The organism is Kitasatospora sp. NPDC001664 (assembly GCF_053596675.1).
In genome coordinates this window covers 53,650-69,101 of the sequence record NZ_JBSFGS010000023.1, presented here as the reverse complement: position 1 = coordinate 69,101, position 15,452 = coordinate 53,650, and the positions used below count along the sequence as shown (strand labels likewise).

The following is a 15,452-nucleotide window of genomic DNA, read 5'->3' as shown; positions in this document are numbered from 1 at the left end:
CCGTGCCGTGCTGGTCCGTGCGGTGGTTCATCGCGCGAGCTCCTCGAGTCTGCGCCAGGCCAGCAGCGAGCAGAGCGCGAAGCCGAGCGCGTTGCCGAGGCCGTGGGTGGCGGCCATCCAGGTCAGGGTGGGGTGGATCAGTCCGGTGGCCTCGCCGAGCGCCCACCAGAGGGCGAGCAGCATGGTGACCACCAGGACGGCGGCGGAGCCGAGCAGCAGCCGGGCGGTGAGCCGGTCGGGGGCGCGTCGGCTGACGTCCCGCCAGGTGAGCAGGCCGGTCAGCCACATGCCGACGGTCAGCACCACGGCGCCGACCAGCTCGGCCCAGTCCCCGACGAAGTAGCCGCCGAGCACCAGCAGGGTGCCGAGCGGCACGCTCAGCGCCGCGGCCGCCGCAGGGCCGGGGCGGTCGGTGACGGTCCGTCCGACCAGCCCGGCCACCAGGGCGGCGGTGAAGCCGGCGAAGTGGAAGTGCGGCACGGTGAGCGCCAGGATGTCCAGGTCGAAGCCGAAGAGCTCGGTGCCGGAGCGCTCGGCGACCAGCGCGAGGCCGGCCACCGAGGGTGCGGCGAGGGCGGTGAGCGCGGCGAGCTCGGCCGGGGCCAGGGACCGGCGGCGGGCCAGCCGGGCGGGCGCCAGCAGGGCCAGCGCCACGGTGGCGGCGGCGTAGACCGAGGCCAGGGCGGTGGCGGTGGTGCCGCGCGGGAGCCAGAGCGCGACTGCTCCCGGCAGGGCGGCGAAGGGCCAGAGCCGGGCCAGGGCGGCACTGCCGGGGCCGCCGAGCAGGCCGAGGCCCAGGGGTACGACGGCCAGCATGCCGAGCATGACGATGAGGTTGACCAGGGCGGTCACGGCAGCTGCCCCCTCTCATTGAACGTGTTCAAAGCTGCTGCGCGGATGACTCTACGGCAACTCTGAACATGTTCAACAGCCACCCCCTCCCGGAACGAGGGGGTGGCTGCGGGGCCTGGCCGGGGCCCGGTCGGGGCCGGCCCGGGGCCGGGGTCGTGCCGGGGTCAGCGGCCGATCCGGTCCAGCGGGACGGCCGGATCGGCGAGCTGGTCCGGGTCCACCGTGCGGCCGGAGCGGACCAGGTCGCGGATCGGGTCGGTGACGTCCCAGACGTTGACGTTCATCCCGGCGAGCACCCGCCCGCCGGAGAGCCAGAAGGCGATGAACTCGCGCGAGCGCCGCTCGCCCCGGAAGACCACCCGGTCGAAGCCGCCCGGCTCCACGTAGCCGGTGTACTCCATGCCCAGGTCGTACTGGTCGGTGAAGAAGTACGGCACCCGGTCGTGCACCGCCTCCTGCCCGAGCATCGCCCGGGCGGCCACCCTCGGCTGGTGCAGCGCGTTGGCCCAGTGCTCGACCCGGACCGGCCGGTCGAAGAGCGGGTGGTAGGCGTTGGCCACGTCCCCCGCCGCGAACACGTCCGGCGCCGAGGTGGTCAGCTGCTGGTCGGTGCGGATCCCGTTGTCCACGTGCAGCCCCGCCGCCTCGGCCAGCCCGGTGTTCGGGACGATGCCGATGCCGACCACCACCGCGTCGGCCGGGACCAGTTCGCCGCCCTCCAGCCGCACGCCCTCGTCGGTCACCTCCGTCACCCGGACGCCGAAGCGCAGGTCCACCCCGTGCTCCCGGTGCAGGTCGGCGAAGACCTCGGCCGCCTCCCGGCCCAGCACCCGCAGCAGCGGCAGTTCGGCGGCCTCCAGCACCGTCACCTCCGCCCCCGCCTCCCGGGCGGCCGCGGCGGTCTCCAGGCCGATCCAGCCCGCGCCGATCACCACGATCCGGGCCCTCGGACGGATCGCCGCCCTGATCCGCTCGCTGTCCCCGACCGTCCGCAGGTAGTGCACCTGCTCGCCCTCGGCGCCGGGCACGGTCAGCCGTCGCGGCGAGGAGCCGGTGGTGAGCAGCAGCCGGGTGTACGGGACCAGCCCGCCGTCGTCCAGGCTGACGGTCCGTCCGCCCGGGTCGATCGCGGTCGCCGTCACCCCGAGCCGCAGGTCCACCCCCTGGTCGGCGTACCACTCCGCCGGATGGACGTAGATCTTCTCCCGGGAGGCCTTGCCCATCAGGTAGCCCTTGGACAGCGGCGGCCGCTCGTACGGCCGTTCCGTCTCGCTGCCGATCAGCGTCACCGGGCCGTCGTAGCCCTCCGCCCGCAGGGTCTCCACCGCCTTCGCCCCCGCCAGGCTCGCCCCCACCACGACGTAGCCCATCCGCATCGCCCGCTCCTCTCCTTGTCCGCGCCGCACCCCGCCATCACACCCCGGAGGACTGCCCGCCGCGCGTCGAACCACACGTCCCGTCCGGCGCTGTCGCCCCCCTCCCCCTAGGCTGTGGAGCGCCACGACCGGAAGGAAGGGCTCCGCATGAGCGAGCAGACCACCACCGTGCGCTGCGTCCCGGCCGCCCCCTGCTGGGTCAGCCTGATGGCGCGTGACCTGACGGTGGCCCAGGAGTTCTACGGGCCGCTGCTCGGCTGGTCCTTCGAGGACGGGCGGCACGGCTTCGGCCCGTACGTCCGGGCGGTGGTGGACGGTGTGGAGGTGGCCGGGCTCGGCACCACCGAGGGGGAGTGGCAGCCGCCCGTCGCCTGGACCACCTACTTCGGCACCGAGAGCGCGGACGAGACCGCCGGCCGGATCCGCGAGCGCGGCGGCACCGTCGCGGTCGGCCCGCTCCCCTTCGACGCCGGGCGGATGGCCCTCGCCTCCGACCTGACCGGTGCCGCCTTCGGCCTCTGGGAGGGCGACCTCGGCTGCACCACCTGGGTCCGCTCGCCCGGAGCCCCGGTCTGGATCGAACTGCGCACCGGCGACCCGTTCCAGGCCGCCCTGTTCTACGGCGAGGTCTTCCGCTGGGACGAGCGCGACCCCGCGCGCCTGGAGGTCCGCTACGAGCACGAGCGCGTCGTGCTGCGCGCCGACGGCCGCAGCGTCGCCGCCCTGCGCCGCGGCGAACTGACCGGCTCGCACTGGGAGGTCTACTTCTCCGTCGCCGACACCGACGCCGCCACCACCCGCGCCACCGCCCTCGGCGGCAGCGTGGTCGACGCCCCCGCCGACAGCCCGTACGGCCGCACCGCCCGGCTGCGCGACAGCGAGGGCGGCCTGTTCTCCGTCATCACCCCGGCGGCCTGAGGAAATCCGCTTGAGCCGGGGCGCGGTCCGGGCGAGGCTGGGCCGGTGATCCTCGAACTCTCCCCGTACCGGCTGACCTGGGACGAGGTCGACCCCGCCCGCCGGCCCTTCGACCGCGCGACCGCGGCCGAGGTGGTGCGCGGGCTCGGCCCGGCCGGACAGGTGCCGTGGATGCCGGACGCCCCGGGTGGGCCCGAGCACCGGGCACTGGTCCGCGAGCGCGGGGACTCCTGGGGTGACGCGATGTCACACGCGCTCGCCCGGCACTACGGCGACTGGGCGCTGGGCTGGCGCTGGGCCCGGGCCGAGGGGGACGTCGACGGCGGACCGGTCGGGAGCTGGTGCTGTCCGCCGCACTCGATCGGCACCCCGGAGCAGACCCTCGCGAAGGTCACGGAGGCCCTGTGCGAGTGGCGGGACTGGCTGGAGGAGCTGGCGGCGCACTTCGACGCGTACCCACTGGAGCTCGCCGAGGTGGAGGACCGGCGGGACCTCTGGGAGGACGCCTCCCGGCGGCTGATCGCGCGCGTCGCCGACCGCACCGGGGCGGACAGCGCGTGGTACGGCCACTGCCAGGTGGTGCTGGGCTGGTTCCTCGCCCGTTGGGGCGTGGCCTCCGGAACGGCGGTGCGACTGGTGAACGAGGCCGTCGGCGGCCGCTTCCACAGCTGGACCGCCCCGGAGTCCGAGGAGGCGGCCGAGGTCGCGGAGCGGCTGGCGGGCGCGCTCACGCCCGGTCTCGCCCGGCGGACCCCCGAGCCCGGGCGGGACCACCTCCGGGACTGGCTGACGGTCCGTGAGGAGGTGCCCTGGGACGAGGTCGGAGACCTGGGCCCCGGCTCCGTGGTGCCGTCGCGGGACGGTGCGGCGGAGGACGTCCGCGCCTTCGACCTGGCGATCGACCGGGCGCGCGGGGAGGGGATGCTGGCCGCCCTGGAGCAGGTCAGGGCCGACGCCGCGCGCGGGGCGGTGCTCGACTTCGAGCTGCTGAGCGGGTGGCAGCGGCACGTGCTGGGCGTCGAGCGGCCGCCGCCGTTCCGCACCCTTGCGGCCTTCGCCAAGGACGGCCGCGAGCGGTACGGCATCGGGCCGGACACCCGCGCGCGGCTGGACGCCTGCCTGGCCGGGAGCGCCGCCGGCGGGTTGCCGTTGGCCGCCAGGGCCGCGCGGGCCTACCTGGACGTCGCCTTCTTCCACCCGTTCGACGACGGCAACGCCCGGGCGGGCTTCCTGGCCCTGCTCTTCGTCCTCGCCCGGGAGGGGTCCGGCATCGACGCCGTCGGCGCGCTCCGCCGGGTCTCGTACCGGGCGGACTCGCCGCAGGACGCGGTGGAGTGCGCCCGGAGCGTGGCGAACGCCCTCTACTGGACCCGGGAGGCCGCAGCCGGCAGCTGACCGGCGGCTACCCGACCCCGCGTCAACTCCGGTTCAGGGCTTCGGAGACGGCGAGGGCGAAGCCCTCGGGATTGTCGAACATGATGGTGTGGCCGCAGTCCGGGACGGCCCGGACGGTGGTGCCGGTGGCGGTCAGTTCCGCCGCGCCGGCCGGGGCGCCGTCGGCCTCGGGGTGGAGGTAGGTGCGGGGGACGGTCAGGGCGGCCAGCTGTTCGCGCAGGGGCGGGGTGGTGCCCCGGGCGCGGTGGACGGCGGTGCGGTGCAGGGCGACGGGGCCGGCCAGGCGCATGGTGGCCCACCAGGTGGGGCCGACCCGTTCGGCGGTCCGGTGCCACCCTTCGGCGAGGAACTCCTCCTCGGTGTACTCGGTGATGCCGGTGGACCCGGGAGCGGGCACGGTCGGTGCCGGGTCCAGGACCGAGTCGACCAGCACCAGCTTCGAGACCAGGCGGGGGTGACGGGCCGCCAGCAGGACGGCGACCGCCCCGCCCAGGCTGTGCGCGATCACCTCGGCACCCTCCACCCCGGCGGCGGTGAGGGCGGTGGCCACCGCGTCGGCGTGCGACTCCAGGGTGTACGGGAAGTCGGCGGGCCGGTCGCTGATGCCGAAGCCGAGCAGGTCCAGCAGCAGGGACCGACGGCCCGTCAGCAGCGGGTGGGCGGCGGCCGCGGCGGAGTAGACGGGCGAGCTGGCGCCCAGGCCGTGCAGGTGGAGCCGGGCCGGCTCGGCGCCGGGCAGCTCGATCCAGCGGATCAGGTCGCCGTTCGGGGTCACGGGGGCTTGGCGCATGGCGGGGCTCCTGACGCGGGTGCGGTGAGCGGACGGCCCAGACCATACATCGGTGCCGAGGTATCACGGAAGCGATATATCCGGGCGCGCGGCATGGCAGCATGGGCGCATGCTGAAGCTCGCCATCCTCGGGTTCCTGTGCGACCGGCCGCTGCACGGCTACGAGCTGCGCCGCCACCTGGCCGCGCTCACCGGGCACGTCCGGCCGATCAGCGACGGCACCCTCTATCCGGCGATCAAGCGACTGGAGGCCGACGGCCTGCTGCGCCGCGAGACCGAACCGGGTGCGGCGGCCGCGCCCCGGCACACCCTCCACCTCACGCCGGCCGGGCAGCGCGCACTGCGCGAACTGCTGAGCGAGCCGGAGGAGTTGGACATCAGCGACGAGAACCGCTGGTTCACCGTGCTGGCCTTCCTGCGCCACCTGGAGAGCCCGGCCGAGCAGGCGGCGGTGCTCCGCCGCCGGCTCGCCTTCCTCGGCGAGCCGGCCAGCTTCTTCTACGAGGGCGCCCGCCCCCTCCGGGCGGAGGAGCTCACCGACCCGTTCCGGGCCGGCCTGCTGCGGATCGCCCGCGCCACCACCGAGGCCGAACTCGCCTGGCTGGAAGCGACGTTGAAGGACCTGGAGGCAGCGGACGACGAGGCCTAGACGTCCAGCGCGGTGCCGTAGAGACGGTTCACCTTCAGGCGGATGACCAGGCGGCGCTCGGCGACCAGCTCGGCCAGGAAGGCCTCCTCGTCCTCCGGGCCGGGGCGGGCGGCCGCCGGGATCATGGCGAGCAGCTCGCGGCCGACCGCGTCGCCCGGCTCGGTGGAGACCTCGGAGACCTCGGCCTCGCCCTCGGCCACCGCGAAGGACCAGACGTCGCCGCCCGTCACGTGCACGGCGGCTTGGGGGTTCGAGCGCAGGTGGGCGACCTTGACCCGGTCGGCGGTGGTGGAGAAGCGGATGATCCGGGCCTGCGGGTCCCAGCTGTAGACCATGGTGGTCAGGTGCGGGTGGCCGCTGCGCTTCACGGTGGAGAGGGTGCCGAACTGCTGCCGGGAGAGCAGCTCGGAGAGGGCGTCGTCGGACAGGGTGCGGGGCTTCGGCTTCTCGGTCATGCCGTGGCCAACCGAGCTGACGGTCCGACAATTTCCTCTGGTGGAAGAAAGATCGTCAGGCGTCCGCGCGGTGGGAGCCGGCCGGGCGGAAGAGGCGGTGCATGGCCTCGGGGAGCTGGTCGGCGGCGGTGACCGGGCGGTGGAACTCGAAGCGGGCGTCGAGGATGCGGGCACCGTCGATCATCCGGACCCGGAGGCCGAAGCGGTCCAGGGCGACCGGGCGGACGTCGAGGCCGACCGGGTGCCCGGTCCAGCCGGCCGGGCCGGCGGGGTGGTCGAGGGCCAGCGCGCCGAGCCGGGCGAGGTGGTCGGGGTGGGCGGCGGCCAGGTGCTGGAGCATGGCGGCCTCGTCGGCGGCGAGCGGGTCCGGTGCGGCCGCGCCGAGCCCGTCGAGCGGGACGCAGCACTCCGATCCCCAGAGGTCCTCGACCGAGAGGTGGTCGGGGGCGAGCCGGAGCAGGGCGTACCGGACTCCGGTGGGGCGCTGCGGGAAGAGGCCGTCGAGCACCTCGGGCGCGGCGGCGGTGAGCACGTCCAGGTGCCCGTGCGCGGTGGCGCGGCCGCGGATGCGGTGCGGCATCGCGACCGGTGCCACGTCCACCGCCTCGACCACGGCCGGGAGTTCGTCGCCCCGGGCGACCGAGGCGATCCGGCAGAGCGGGGAGTCCTGTTCGACCAGGAGGGCGAGCGAGCCGTCCGCCAGCACCGCGCAGCGGGCGGCGGGCGGGATGCCGGGGCGCTGGGCCAGGTCCATGCCGGGCACGTCGACGATCACCGAGGAGGCGAACTCCAGCAGGGTGCGGGCGCGTTCGGCCGGGGTGGGCGCGGTGGCGGGGCTTCCGGAGCTGGGCAGGGCAGGGCTGGCGGGCATCCGTCCTCCTGGGCAGGTAAGGCGAGCCTAACCTAAGTCGAGGGAGGGTGGAAGGAGCGGCTCCGGCGGGACGTCAGATCGCGGCCCCGAGCATCCGCAGCACCAGCACCCCGTACCGCCGGCCCAGCTCCTCCGGGGTCTCGCTGCTCCGCTCGGTGTACCAGCGCGAGACGTCGATGCCGAGCGAGGTCACCGCGCGGGCCGCCGTCCGCACATCCGGCACCTGGAAGGAACCTTCCGCCACCCCGGCCTCGATGATCCGCCGCACCGTCTCCTCGATCTGCCGCCGCAGCGCGGCGACCACCTCGAACTCCTCCTCCGGCAGCGCGTGCAGCTCGTGGTTGACGATCCGTCCGACCGTGTGGCCCCGGGCGTGCCAGCGAGTGAAGTCCTCGACCAGCTGCCGCATCTGCTCCACCGGGCCGCTGCCCTCGGCGGCCGCCCGCTCGACCAGGTCCAGGGTGGCCTGGTGGCCGGTGCGGCTGATCTCGGAGAGCAGTGCCGACTTGGAGGGGTAGTGGATGTAGAGGGCCGCCGGGCTCATCCCGGCGGCGGTGGCGATGTCCCGGGTGGTGGTGGCGTGGTAGCCGCGCCGGGCGAAGGACTCGACCGCCGCGAGCAGCAGCCGGCGGGCGGCCTCGGTCCGCTCGCCCGTACTGCCGGTGGGCCAGAGTTCGGCGGTCGCGTGGTCGTTCATGGTGGCCATCCTCGCAGACGGGTGCGGTCCGCCCCGGGGTCGGAGTGGTTGACAGTGTGACCCGTCGCCAACATGCTAAGCAAGCGCTTAGTCACTCCTGCGCGTCGCACCAGTGGAGAGGAATCGGCCATGGCGCCGTCGTTCAAGGACCGGGTGGCCGTGGTCACCGGAGCCAGCCGGGGCATCGGCCTCGGCATCGCCCGCGAGCTGGTCGAGCGCGGGGCCCGGGTCTGCATCACCGCCCGCAACCCCGAGCCGCTGGCCGAGGCGGTCCGCGAGCTGGGCGGCCCCGACCACGCGATCGCCGTGGCCGGCAAGTCCGACGACCCGGCCCACCAGGCCGAGGTGGTGGCCCGCACGACGGAGCAGTTCGGCCGCCTCGACCACCTGGTCAACAACACCGGCATCAACCCGGTGTTCGGCTCCCTGCTGGACGTCGACCAGGCCGCCGCCGCCAAGATCCTCGGCGTCAACGTGCTCGCCCCGCTGGCCTGGATCCGCCTCGCCCGCGACGCCTGGATGGGCGAGCACGGCGGCTCGGTGGTCAACGTGGCCTCCATCGCCGGCATCCGCGCCTCGCTCGGCATCGGCATGTACGGGGTCTCGAAGGCTGCCCTGATGCGCGTCACCACCGAGCTCGGCGCCGAACTCGGCCCGTCGATCCGGGTCAACGCCGTCGCGCCCGCCGTGGTCAAGACCCGCTTCGCCGAGGCCCTGTACGAGGGCCGCGAGGAGCAGGTGGCCGCGGCCTACCCGATGAAGCGGCTCGGCGTCCCGCAGGACGTGGCCGGCGCGGTCGCCTTCCTGCTCTCCGAGGACGCCGCCTGGATCACCGGCCAGACCCTGGTGGTGGACGGCGGCATCACCCTGGGCGGCGGCCTGTGACCCGCAGGCTGGGCGTGGTGGTCACCGGCGCCGGGCACGGCATCGGGGCCGCCATGGCCGAGGCCTTCGCGGCGGCGGGCGGGGCCCGCGTGGTGGTCAACGACCTCGACGCGGAGGCCGCTTCGGCCGTCGCCGAGCGGATCGGGGGCGTCGCGGTGCCGGGCGACGCGTCCCGCCCCGAGGAGCTGATCGCGGCCGCCCGCAAGGAGCTCGGCCACATCGACGTGTACTGCGCCAACGCGGGCGTCGCCCCGGTGGGCGGCGCCGACGCCGGGCCCGCCGCCTGGGAGAGCGCCTGGCAGGTCAACGTGCTGGCGCACGTCCGGGCCGCCGAACTCCTGCTCCCCGACTGGCTGGAGCGCGGCGCGGGCCGTTTCGTCGCCACCGTCTCCGCGGCCGGGCTGCTCACCAGCCTCGGTTCCGCCCCGTACTCCGTCAGCAAGCACGGCGCGCTGGCCTTCGCCGAGTGGCTCTCCGCCACCTACCGCCACCGGGGCGTGCGGGTGCACGCGGTCTGCCCGCAGGGCGTGCGGACCAGGATGCTGGAGGAGACCGGACGGGCCGGTCAACTGCTGCTGGCGGAGGAGGCGTTGGAGCCCTCCGTGGTCGCCGAGGAGGTGATGCGGGGGATCGCCGAGGAGCGGTTCCTGATCCTTCCGCACCCCGAGGTGGCCCGGTACTACCTGGCCAGGGCCGGGGACACCGACCGCTGGCTGGGCACGATGAACCGGATGCAGCAACGGCTGGAGGACGAGGCGTGAGCACGATGCGGGCGTGGCAGGTCGGGGAGCTGGGCGAGCCGGGGGCGGTGATGCGGCCGGCCGAGGTACCCCGACCCGAGGCGGGGGACGGGCAGGTGCTGGTCCGGGTGCGGGCCGCCGCGGTCAACTTCCCGGACGCGCTGATGGTCCGGGGCCACTACCAGGTGCGGCCGCCGCTGCCGTTCACCCCGGGGGTGGAGCTGTGCGGCGAGGTGGTCGGAGGCGCGCGGGCCGGGGAGCGGGTGATCGGCACCCCGCTGCTGCCCGCCGGGGCCTTCGCCGAGTACGCCCTGATGGACGCCCGGGGCGCCTTCGCGGCCCCGCCGGCGCTGGACGACGCGGAGGCCGCCGCGCTGCACATCGCCTACCAGACGGCCTGGTTCGCGCTGCACCGGCGGGCCGGGCTGCGGGCCGGCGAGACGCTGCTGGTGCACGCCGCGGCCGGAGGCGTCGGCAGCGCCGCCGTCCAGCTCGGCAAGGCGGCGGGCGCCACCGTGATCGCGGTCGTCGGCGGCCCCGAGAAGGCAGCCGTGGCACGGGAGTTGGGCGCCGACCTGGTGATCGACCGGCGCACCGAGGACTTCACCGCCGCGGTCAAGCAGGCCACCGCCGGCCGGGGCGCGGACGTGGTCTTCGACCCGGTCGGCGGCGACGCCTACACCGGCTCCACCCGCTGCATCGCCTTCGAGGGCCGCATCGTCGTCATCGGCTTCGCCAGCGGCACCATCCCCACCGCCGCCCTCAACCACGCCCTGGTCAAGAACTACTCGGTGCTCGGCCTCCACTGGGGCCTCTACGCCACCCACGACCCCGCCGCCGTCCACGCGGCCCACACCGAACTCACCGCCCTCGCCGCCAAGTCCGTCATCCGCCCCCTGGTCAGCGAACGCCTGCCGCTCGACGCGGCGGCCGACGCCGTCCAACGCGTCGCCGACGGCACCACCACCGGCCGGATCGCGATCCTGCCGTAGGGGTGCACGAGAGCTTCACCGGGACGTCGGCCGCCGCTCGCCCGCCGGCCGCCCGGGGGCGCAAGGGTGGCGGCCCATGACCACTCGTCAGGCCGTGCGGGCCGCCTCCCTCGTGCTCGGTACCCTCCTCGCCGTCTCCGTCCCGTTCCCCGCCGGGGCCGCCTCGCGGCTGCCGGAGGTGCATCCGAGGGCGGAGACGGCTCCGTTGTTCGACGACAAGGCGGGTGGGAAGGCCAACGCCGACGACCCGGCGATCTGGCGCAACGACGCCGATCCGGGGCGGAGCCTGGTGATCGCCACGGCGAAGCAGGGCGGGCTGCGGGTCTACGACCTGGAGGCGCGGCAGGTGCAGGCGCTGGCGGCGCCGGCCGGGCCGGGGGAGGAGGACGCGCCGGGGCGGTTCAACAACGTGGACCTGCTGAAGGGCGTCCGGATCGGCGGCGCCAAGGCCGACCTGGCCGTGGTGACGGACCGGGGCAACGACCGGTTGCGGGTCTACCGGATCGACCCGGACCGGCCCGGCGGTCCGCTGACCGACGTGACCGACCCCGGGGTGAGCCCGGTGTTCTCGGCGGACCAGGCGCAGATCAACGAGCAGGCCACCGCCTACGGCCTGGCCACCTGGACGGACCGACGCACCGGCCGCAGCTACGCGATCGCCAGCCAGCGGCACCGCACCCGCCTCGCCTTGCTGGAGCTCACCGCCACCCCGGCCGACACGGTGACCTACCGTCAGGTCCGCACCGTCGACCTCCCCGCCTCCTTCCGCCTCCCCGACGGCGGCACCTGGGCCCCGTGCGCCGAGCCCGGCGAACTCCCGCAGGTGGAGGGCATGGTGGTCGATCCGGAGAGCGGCACCCTGTACGCGGGGCAGGAGGACGTCGGGATCTGGCGCATCCCCGCCGACCTCTCCGGGCGGCCGGAACTGATGGACCGGGTCCGCGAGTACGGCGTGCCCGCCACCTACGACCCGGAGACCGAGGAGTGCGTCCCGGGTGCCGACCCGGGCTACGGCGGCAAGCACCTGACCGCCGACGTGGAGGGCCTGACCATCCTCGACCGGGGCCACGGCGGGGGCTACCTCCTCGCCTCCAGCCAGGGCGACGACACCTTCGTCGCCTACGACCGCGAGCGCGAGGAGCACAACGAGTTCGAGGGGGCCTTCCGGATCACCGCCGCGTCCGCCACCCTCGACGGCTCCGAGGTCTGCGACGGCGCGGCCGTGCTCAACGCCCCGCTCGGCCGCCGCTACCCGCACGGCCTGATGGTCGTCCAGGACGGCCAGGAGACCCCGGGCGACGGCGACCGCGAGGCCACCGGCTTCAAGTACGTCGACCTGCGCGACGTGCTGCGCGCGATCGACTGACGCACGGCTACGGTGCGGTGAGGCCGACCAGGTCCGCCAAGGTGCCCCGGTGGAACCCCGGGGTGCCGAGGGCGAGTTGGTCGGCCTTGGCACGCTTGAGGTAGAGGTGGGCCGGGTGCTCCCAGGTCATCCCGATGCCGCCGTGCAGCTGCACGCACTCCTCGGCGGCCCGGACGGCCAGCGCCCCGCAGTGCGACTGGGCGAGGGCCACCGCCACCGCCGTGTCCGGGCTGCCGGTGGCCAGGGCGTCCGCCGCGTACCGGGCGGCGGCCCGGCCCTGGACGATCTCCAGCCAGAGGTCGGCGAGGCGGTGCTTGAGCGCCTGGAAGGAGCCGACCGGCCGGCCGAACTGGTGACGCTCCTTCAGGTAGGCCACGGTGGTGGCCAGGCACCACTCGGCGATGCCGAGCTGCTCGGACGCCAGCAGGCCCGCCCCGGTCAGCAGGGCGGCGGCGGCCGGCTCCTGGCCGTCCGCCACCTTCCGGGCCGCCGCTCCGCTCAGCTCCACGTCGGCCAGTGGCCGGGTGAGGTCGAGCGAGGTCCGGGGGAGCACGGTGGCCTCGGCGCGGTCCACGGCCCAGAGCGCGCCGCCGGCCGGCACCAGCAGGACGTCGGCGGTCAGGGCGTCCGCCACCGAGGTGATCCGGCCCGAGAGCCGCTCCCCGGCGGCGAGTTGCGGCAGCGGGGCCCCGGGTGGGGTGGAGAACGGCACCGCGAGGGCGGCGGTCCGCTCCCCGGTGGCCAGCTGCGGCAGCAGCTCCCGGTCGTCGGCCGCCAGCAGCGCCGTCACCGCCAGCGCCGAGCTGCCGAAGTACGGCACCGGTGCCACCGATCGGCCCAACTCCTCCAGCACCACCGCTACTTCGCGCACCGAGGCGCCGGCGCCGCCGAGCACCTCGGGTGCCTGGAGCCCGGCCACCCCGAGGCCGTCGGCCAGGCCGCGCCAGAGCCGCGGGTCGTAGGGCTCGGTGGTCTCGACGCGGCCGAGCACAGCGGCGGGCGGGCAGTGGTCGGTCAGGAAGTCCCGGACGGCGGAGCGGAGTTCCTCCTCCACCTCGGAGTAGAGCAGATCGCTCATCGGCGCAGGTCCTTCCACGGCAGGTCCTTGTCGGTACGCGGCTCCGAGGGCAGGCCGAGCACCCGCTCGGCGATCACGTTGCGCAGGATCTCGGAGGAGCCGCCCTCGATCGAGTTCCCCTTGGCCCGCAGGTAGCGGTACCCGGCGTCACGGCCGGTGAAGTCGACCACCTCCGGGCGGGTCATCGCCCAGTCCTGGTAGACGAGCCCGTCCTCGCCGAGCAACTCCAGCTCCAGGCCGCTGAGTTCCTGGGCCAGCCGGGCGAAGGCCAGCTTCATCGCCGCGCCCTCCGGGCCGGGCTGCCCGGCCGCCAGCTGCTGGCGCAGCCGCTCACCGGTCAGCCGCAGCAGCTCCGCGTCCGCCCAGCCCTTGAGCAGCCGCTGGTGCAGTTCGTGGGTGCGCAGCCCGGGCCGCTCGCGCCAGGCCCCGGCCACGACGCCGATCATCCCGCCCTCGCGCGGGGTGGCCTGGCCGCCGATCGCCACCCGCTCGTTGTTGAGGGTGGTCTGGGCGATCCGCCAGCCCTCGCCCACCGCGCCGATCCGGTGTGCGTCGGGGATCCGCACCCCGGTCAGGAACACCTCGTTGAACTCGGCTTCCCCGGTGATCTGGCGCAGCGGCCGGACCTCCACCCCGGGGTCGGTCATGTCGCAGACGAAATAGGTGATCCCCTGGTGCTTGGGCAGGTCCGGGTCGGTGCGGGCGAGCAGGATGGCCCAGCGCGCGGCGTGCGCGATCGAGGTCCACACCTTCTGGCCGTCCACCACCCAGTGGTCGCCCTCGCGCACCGCCCGGGTGGCGAGCGAGGCGAGGTCGGAGCCGGCCCCGGGCTCGCTGAACAGCTGGCACCAGACCTCCTCGCCGGTCCAGAGCGGGCGCAGGAAGCGCCGCTTCTGCTCCTCGGTGCCGTGCCGCAGGACGGTCGGGGCGGCCATCCCGAGGCCGATGCCGATCCGGCGCGGATCGTTGTCCGGGGCTCCGGCGGCGGCCAACTCCTCGTCCACCGCCGCCTGTCCGGAGCGCGGCGCGCCGAGGCCGCCGAGCCCGGGCGGGAAGTGCACCCAGGCGAGGCCGGCGTCGAAGCGGGCCCGCAGGAAGGCGGTCCGTCCGGTTCCGGCGGGGTCGTGGGCGGCGAGGAACTCCCTCGTCCGTGCGCGCAGGTCCATGGTCAGCCCTCCTGGTGGCGCCGCAGCTCCCGGCGGGCCAGTGACCGCCGGTGCACCTCGTCCGGACCGTCGGCCAGCCGCAAGGTGCGGTTCCCCGCCCAGAGCTGGGCCAGCGGGGTGTCCTGGCTCACCCCGGCCGCGCCGTGCGCCTGGACGGCCTTGTCGAGCACCCACTCCGTCATGGCCGGGACGGCGATCTTGATGGCCTGGATCTCGGTGTGCGCGCCCCGGTTCCCGACGGTGTCCATCAGCCAGGCCGTCTTGAGCACCAGCAGGCGGGCCTGCTCGATCCGTACCCGGGACTCGGCGATCCACTCCTGGACCACCCCCTGGGCGGCCAGCGGCTTGCCGAAGGCGACGCGTTCGCTCACCCGTCGGCACATCAACTCCAGGGCCCGCTCGGCGATCCCGATCGCCCGCATGCAGTGGTGGATCCGTCCGGGGCCGAGCCGGGCCTGGGCGATGGCGAAGCCGGCGCCCTCCTCGCCGATCAGGTTGGCGGCCGGGACGCGGACGTCCTCGAACAGGATCTCGGCGTGCCCGCCGTGGTCCTCGTCCCGGTAGCCGAAGACCGTCATGCCCCGGCGGACCGTCACCCCGGGGGTGTCGCGCGGCACCAGGATCATGCTCTGCTGGCGGTGCGGGTCGGCCGTCGGATCGGTCTTGCCCATCACGATGAGGACCTTGCAGTCCGGGTTCATCGCCCCGGTGATGTACCACTTGCGGCCGTTGACCACGTACTCGTCGCCGCGGCGCTCGATGCTGGTGGTGATGTTGGTGGCGTCCGAGGAGGCCACCTCCGGCTCGGTCATCGCGAAGGCCGAGCGGATCTCGGCGTTCAGCAGCGGCTCCAGCCACTGCTTGCGCTGGGCCTCGTCGCCGAACTGGGCGAGCAGCTCCATGTTCCCGGTGTCCGGCGCGGCGCAGTTGAGCGCGGCGGGGGCCAGCAGGATCGAACGGCCCGTCAGCTCGGCCAGCGGGGCGTACTGGAGGTTGGTCAGCCCGGCGCCGTGCTCGCCCGGCAGGAAGAGGTTCCACAGACCGCGCGCCCGGGCCTCCTGCCGGAGCTCACGGATCACCGCCGGGACGGTCCACTCCGTCCGTTCCGGGTCGGCGAGTTGGGCGGCCAGCACCGGCTCCGCCGGGTACACCGCCTCGTCCAGGAAGGCGGTGAGCTGCCCGCGCAGCTGCTCGGTCCGGTCGTCGTAGGCGAAGTCCACGG

16 protein-coding genes are annotated in these 15,452 nt (G+C 74.9%); 7 read left to right on the top strand and 9 right to left on the bottom strand.

What is annotated here, in order from left to right; all coding sequences use genetic code 11:
• Positions 1-27 precede the first annotated feature (27 nt).
• Complete coding sequence (locus tag ACWCYY_RS28610; protein WP_345288997.1) at positions 28-852, bottom strand: YndJ family protein; 825 nt, start codon at positions 850-852, stop codon at positions 28-30.
• A gap of 164 nt (positions 853-1,016) precedes the next feature.
• Positions 1,017-2,228, bottom strand: a complete 1,212-nt coding sequence (locus ACWCYY_RS28605) for an NAD(P)/FAD-dependent oxidoreductase (RefSeq protein ID WP_449797670.1) — start codon at positions 2,226-2,228, stop codon at positions 1,017-1,019.
• A 147-nt stretch (positions 2,229-2,375) separates the two neighbouring features.
• Between ACWCYY_RS28605 and ACWCYY_RS28600 the strand changes: the two genes are divergently transcribed.
• The gene (locus tag ACWCYY_RS28600) at positions 2,376-3,146 is read left to right on the top strand and encodes a VOC family protein (protein WP_345288995.1); all 771 of its coding nucleotides are present in this window, start codon (positions 2,376-2,378) and stop codon (positions 3,144-3,146) included.
• 45 nt (positions 3,147-3,191) lie between these two features.
• Complete coding sequence (locus ACWCYY_RS28595; RefSeq protein ID WP_449797669.1) at positions 3,192-4,541, top strand: Fic family protein; 1,350 nt, start codon at positions 3,192-3,194, stop codon at positions 4,539-4,541.
• Positions 4,542-4,563: 22 nt separating this feature from the next.
• Here ACWCYY_RS28595 and ACWCYY_RS28590 read toward each other — a convergent pair whose 3' ends face one another.
• Positions 4,564-5,331: an alpha/beta fold hydrolase gene (locus ACWCYY_RS28590; RefSeq protein WP_449797668.1), complete on the bottom strand. Its 768-nt coding sequence runs from the start codon at positions 5,329-5,331 to the stop codon at positions 4,564-4,566.
• A 109-nt stretch (positions 5,332-5,440) separates the two neighbouring features.
• Between ACWCYY_RS28590 and ACWCYY_RS28585 the strand changes: the two genes are divergently transcribed.
• Entirely contained in the window at positions 5,441-5,980 is a 540-nt protein-coding gene (locus tag ACWCYY_RS28585; protein ID WP_449797667.1) for a PadR family transcriptional regulator, read from the top strand.
• Here the strand turns inward: ACWCYY_RS28585 and ACWCYY_RS28580 are convergent.
• From ACWCYY_RS28580 to ACWCYY_RS28570, 3 genes are all read right to left on the bottom strand, one after another.
• Positions 5,977-6,435 (bottom strand): TIGR03618 family F420-dependent PPOX class oxidoreductase, encoded by a 459-nt coding sequence (locus tag ACWCYY_RS28580; RefSeq protein WP_449797666.1) that lies wholly within the window; start codon positions 6,433-6,435, stop codon positions 5,977-5,979. The genes ACWCYY_RS28585 and ACWCYY_RS28580 overlap by 4 nt on opposite strands.
• 55 nt (positions 6,436-6,490) lie before the next feature.
• Positions 6,491-7,306, bottom strand: coding sequence for a hypothetical protein (locus ACWCYY_RS28575; RefSeq protein WP_345288989.1), 816 nt, complete (start codon positions 7,304-7,306; stop codon positions 6,491-6,493).
• A gap of 73 nt (positions 7,307-7,379) precedes the next feature.
• Positions 7,380-8,003 carry a TetR/AcrR family transcriptional regulator gene (locus ACWCYY_RS28570; protein WP_380150092.1) on the bottom strand — a complete coding sequence of 208 codons (624 nt, stop codon included), beginning with the start codon at positions 8,001-8,003 and terminating at the stop codon, positions 7,380-7,382.
• A 129-nt stretch (positions 8,004-8,132) separates the two neighbouring features.
• Between ACWCYY_RS28570 and ACWCYY_RS28565 the strand changes: the two genes are divergently transcribed.
• From ACWCYY_RS28565 to ACWCYY_RS28550, 4 genes are all read left to right on the top strand, one after another.
• Positions 8,133-8,888, top strand: coding sequence for an SDR family oxidoreductase (locus ACWCYY_RS28565; RefSeq protein ID WP_380150093.1), 756 nt, complete (start codon positions 8,133-8,135; stop codon positions 8,886-8,888).
• Positions 8,885-9,649 (top strand): SDR family oxidoreductase, encoded by a 765-nt coding sequence (locus tag ACWCYY_RS28560; RefSeq protein ID WP_449797665.1) that lies wholly within the window; start codon positions 8,885-8,887, stop codon positions 9,647-9,649. Before ACWCYY_RS28565 ends, ACWCYY_RS28560 begins: the two co-directional genes overlap by 4 nt.
• 5 nt (positions 9,650-9,654) lie before the next feature.
• Positions 9,655-10,620, top strand: coding sequence for an NADPH:quinone oxidoreductase family protein (locus ACWCYY_RS28555; protein ID WP_449797720.1), 966 nt, complete (start codon positions 9,655-9,657; stop codon positions 10,618-10,620).
• A 76-nt stretch (positions 10,621-10,696) separates the two neighbouring features.
• Entirely contained in the window at positions 10,697-11,986 is a 1,290-nt protein-coding gene (locus tag ACWCYY_RS28550) for a phytase (RefSeq protein ID WP_449797664.1), read from the top strand.
• 7 nt (positions 11,987-11,993) lie between these two features.
• Here the strand turns inward: ACWCYY_RS28550 and ACWCYY_RS28545 are convergent, their stop codons facing one another.
• The 3 genes from ACWCYY_RS28545 to ACWCYY_RS28535 are packed head-to-tail and all read right to left on the bottom strand — an operon-like array spanning position 11,994 to position 15,450.
• A complete protein-coding gene (locus ACWCYY_RS28545; RefSeq protein WP_449797663.1) occupies positions 11,994-13,064 on the bottom strand; it encodes an acyl-CoA dehydrogenase family protein in 1,071 nt (356 codons plus the stop codon).
• Positions 13,061-14,230: an acyl-CoA dehydrogenase family protein gene (locus ACWCYY_RS28540; RefSeq protein ID WP_345284431.1), complete on the bottom strand. Its 1,170-nt coding sequence runs from the start codon at positions 14,228-14,230 to the stop codon at positions 13,061-13,063. The genes ACWCYY_RS28545 and ACWCYY_RS28540 overlap by 4 nt, the downstream gene beginning before the upstream one ends.
• A gap of 2 nt (positions 14,231-14,232) precedes the next feature.
• Positions 14,233-15,450: an acyl-CoA dehydrogenase family protein gene (locus tag ACWCYY_RS28535; protein ID WP_449797662.1), complete on the bottom strand. Its 1,218-nt coding sequence runs from the start codon at positions 15,448-15,450 to the stop codon at positions 14,233-14,235.
• Between the last annotated feature and the right edge of the window lie 2 nt (positions 15,451-15,452).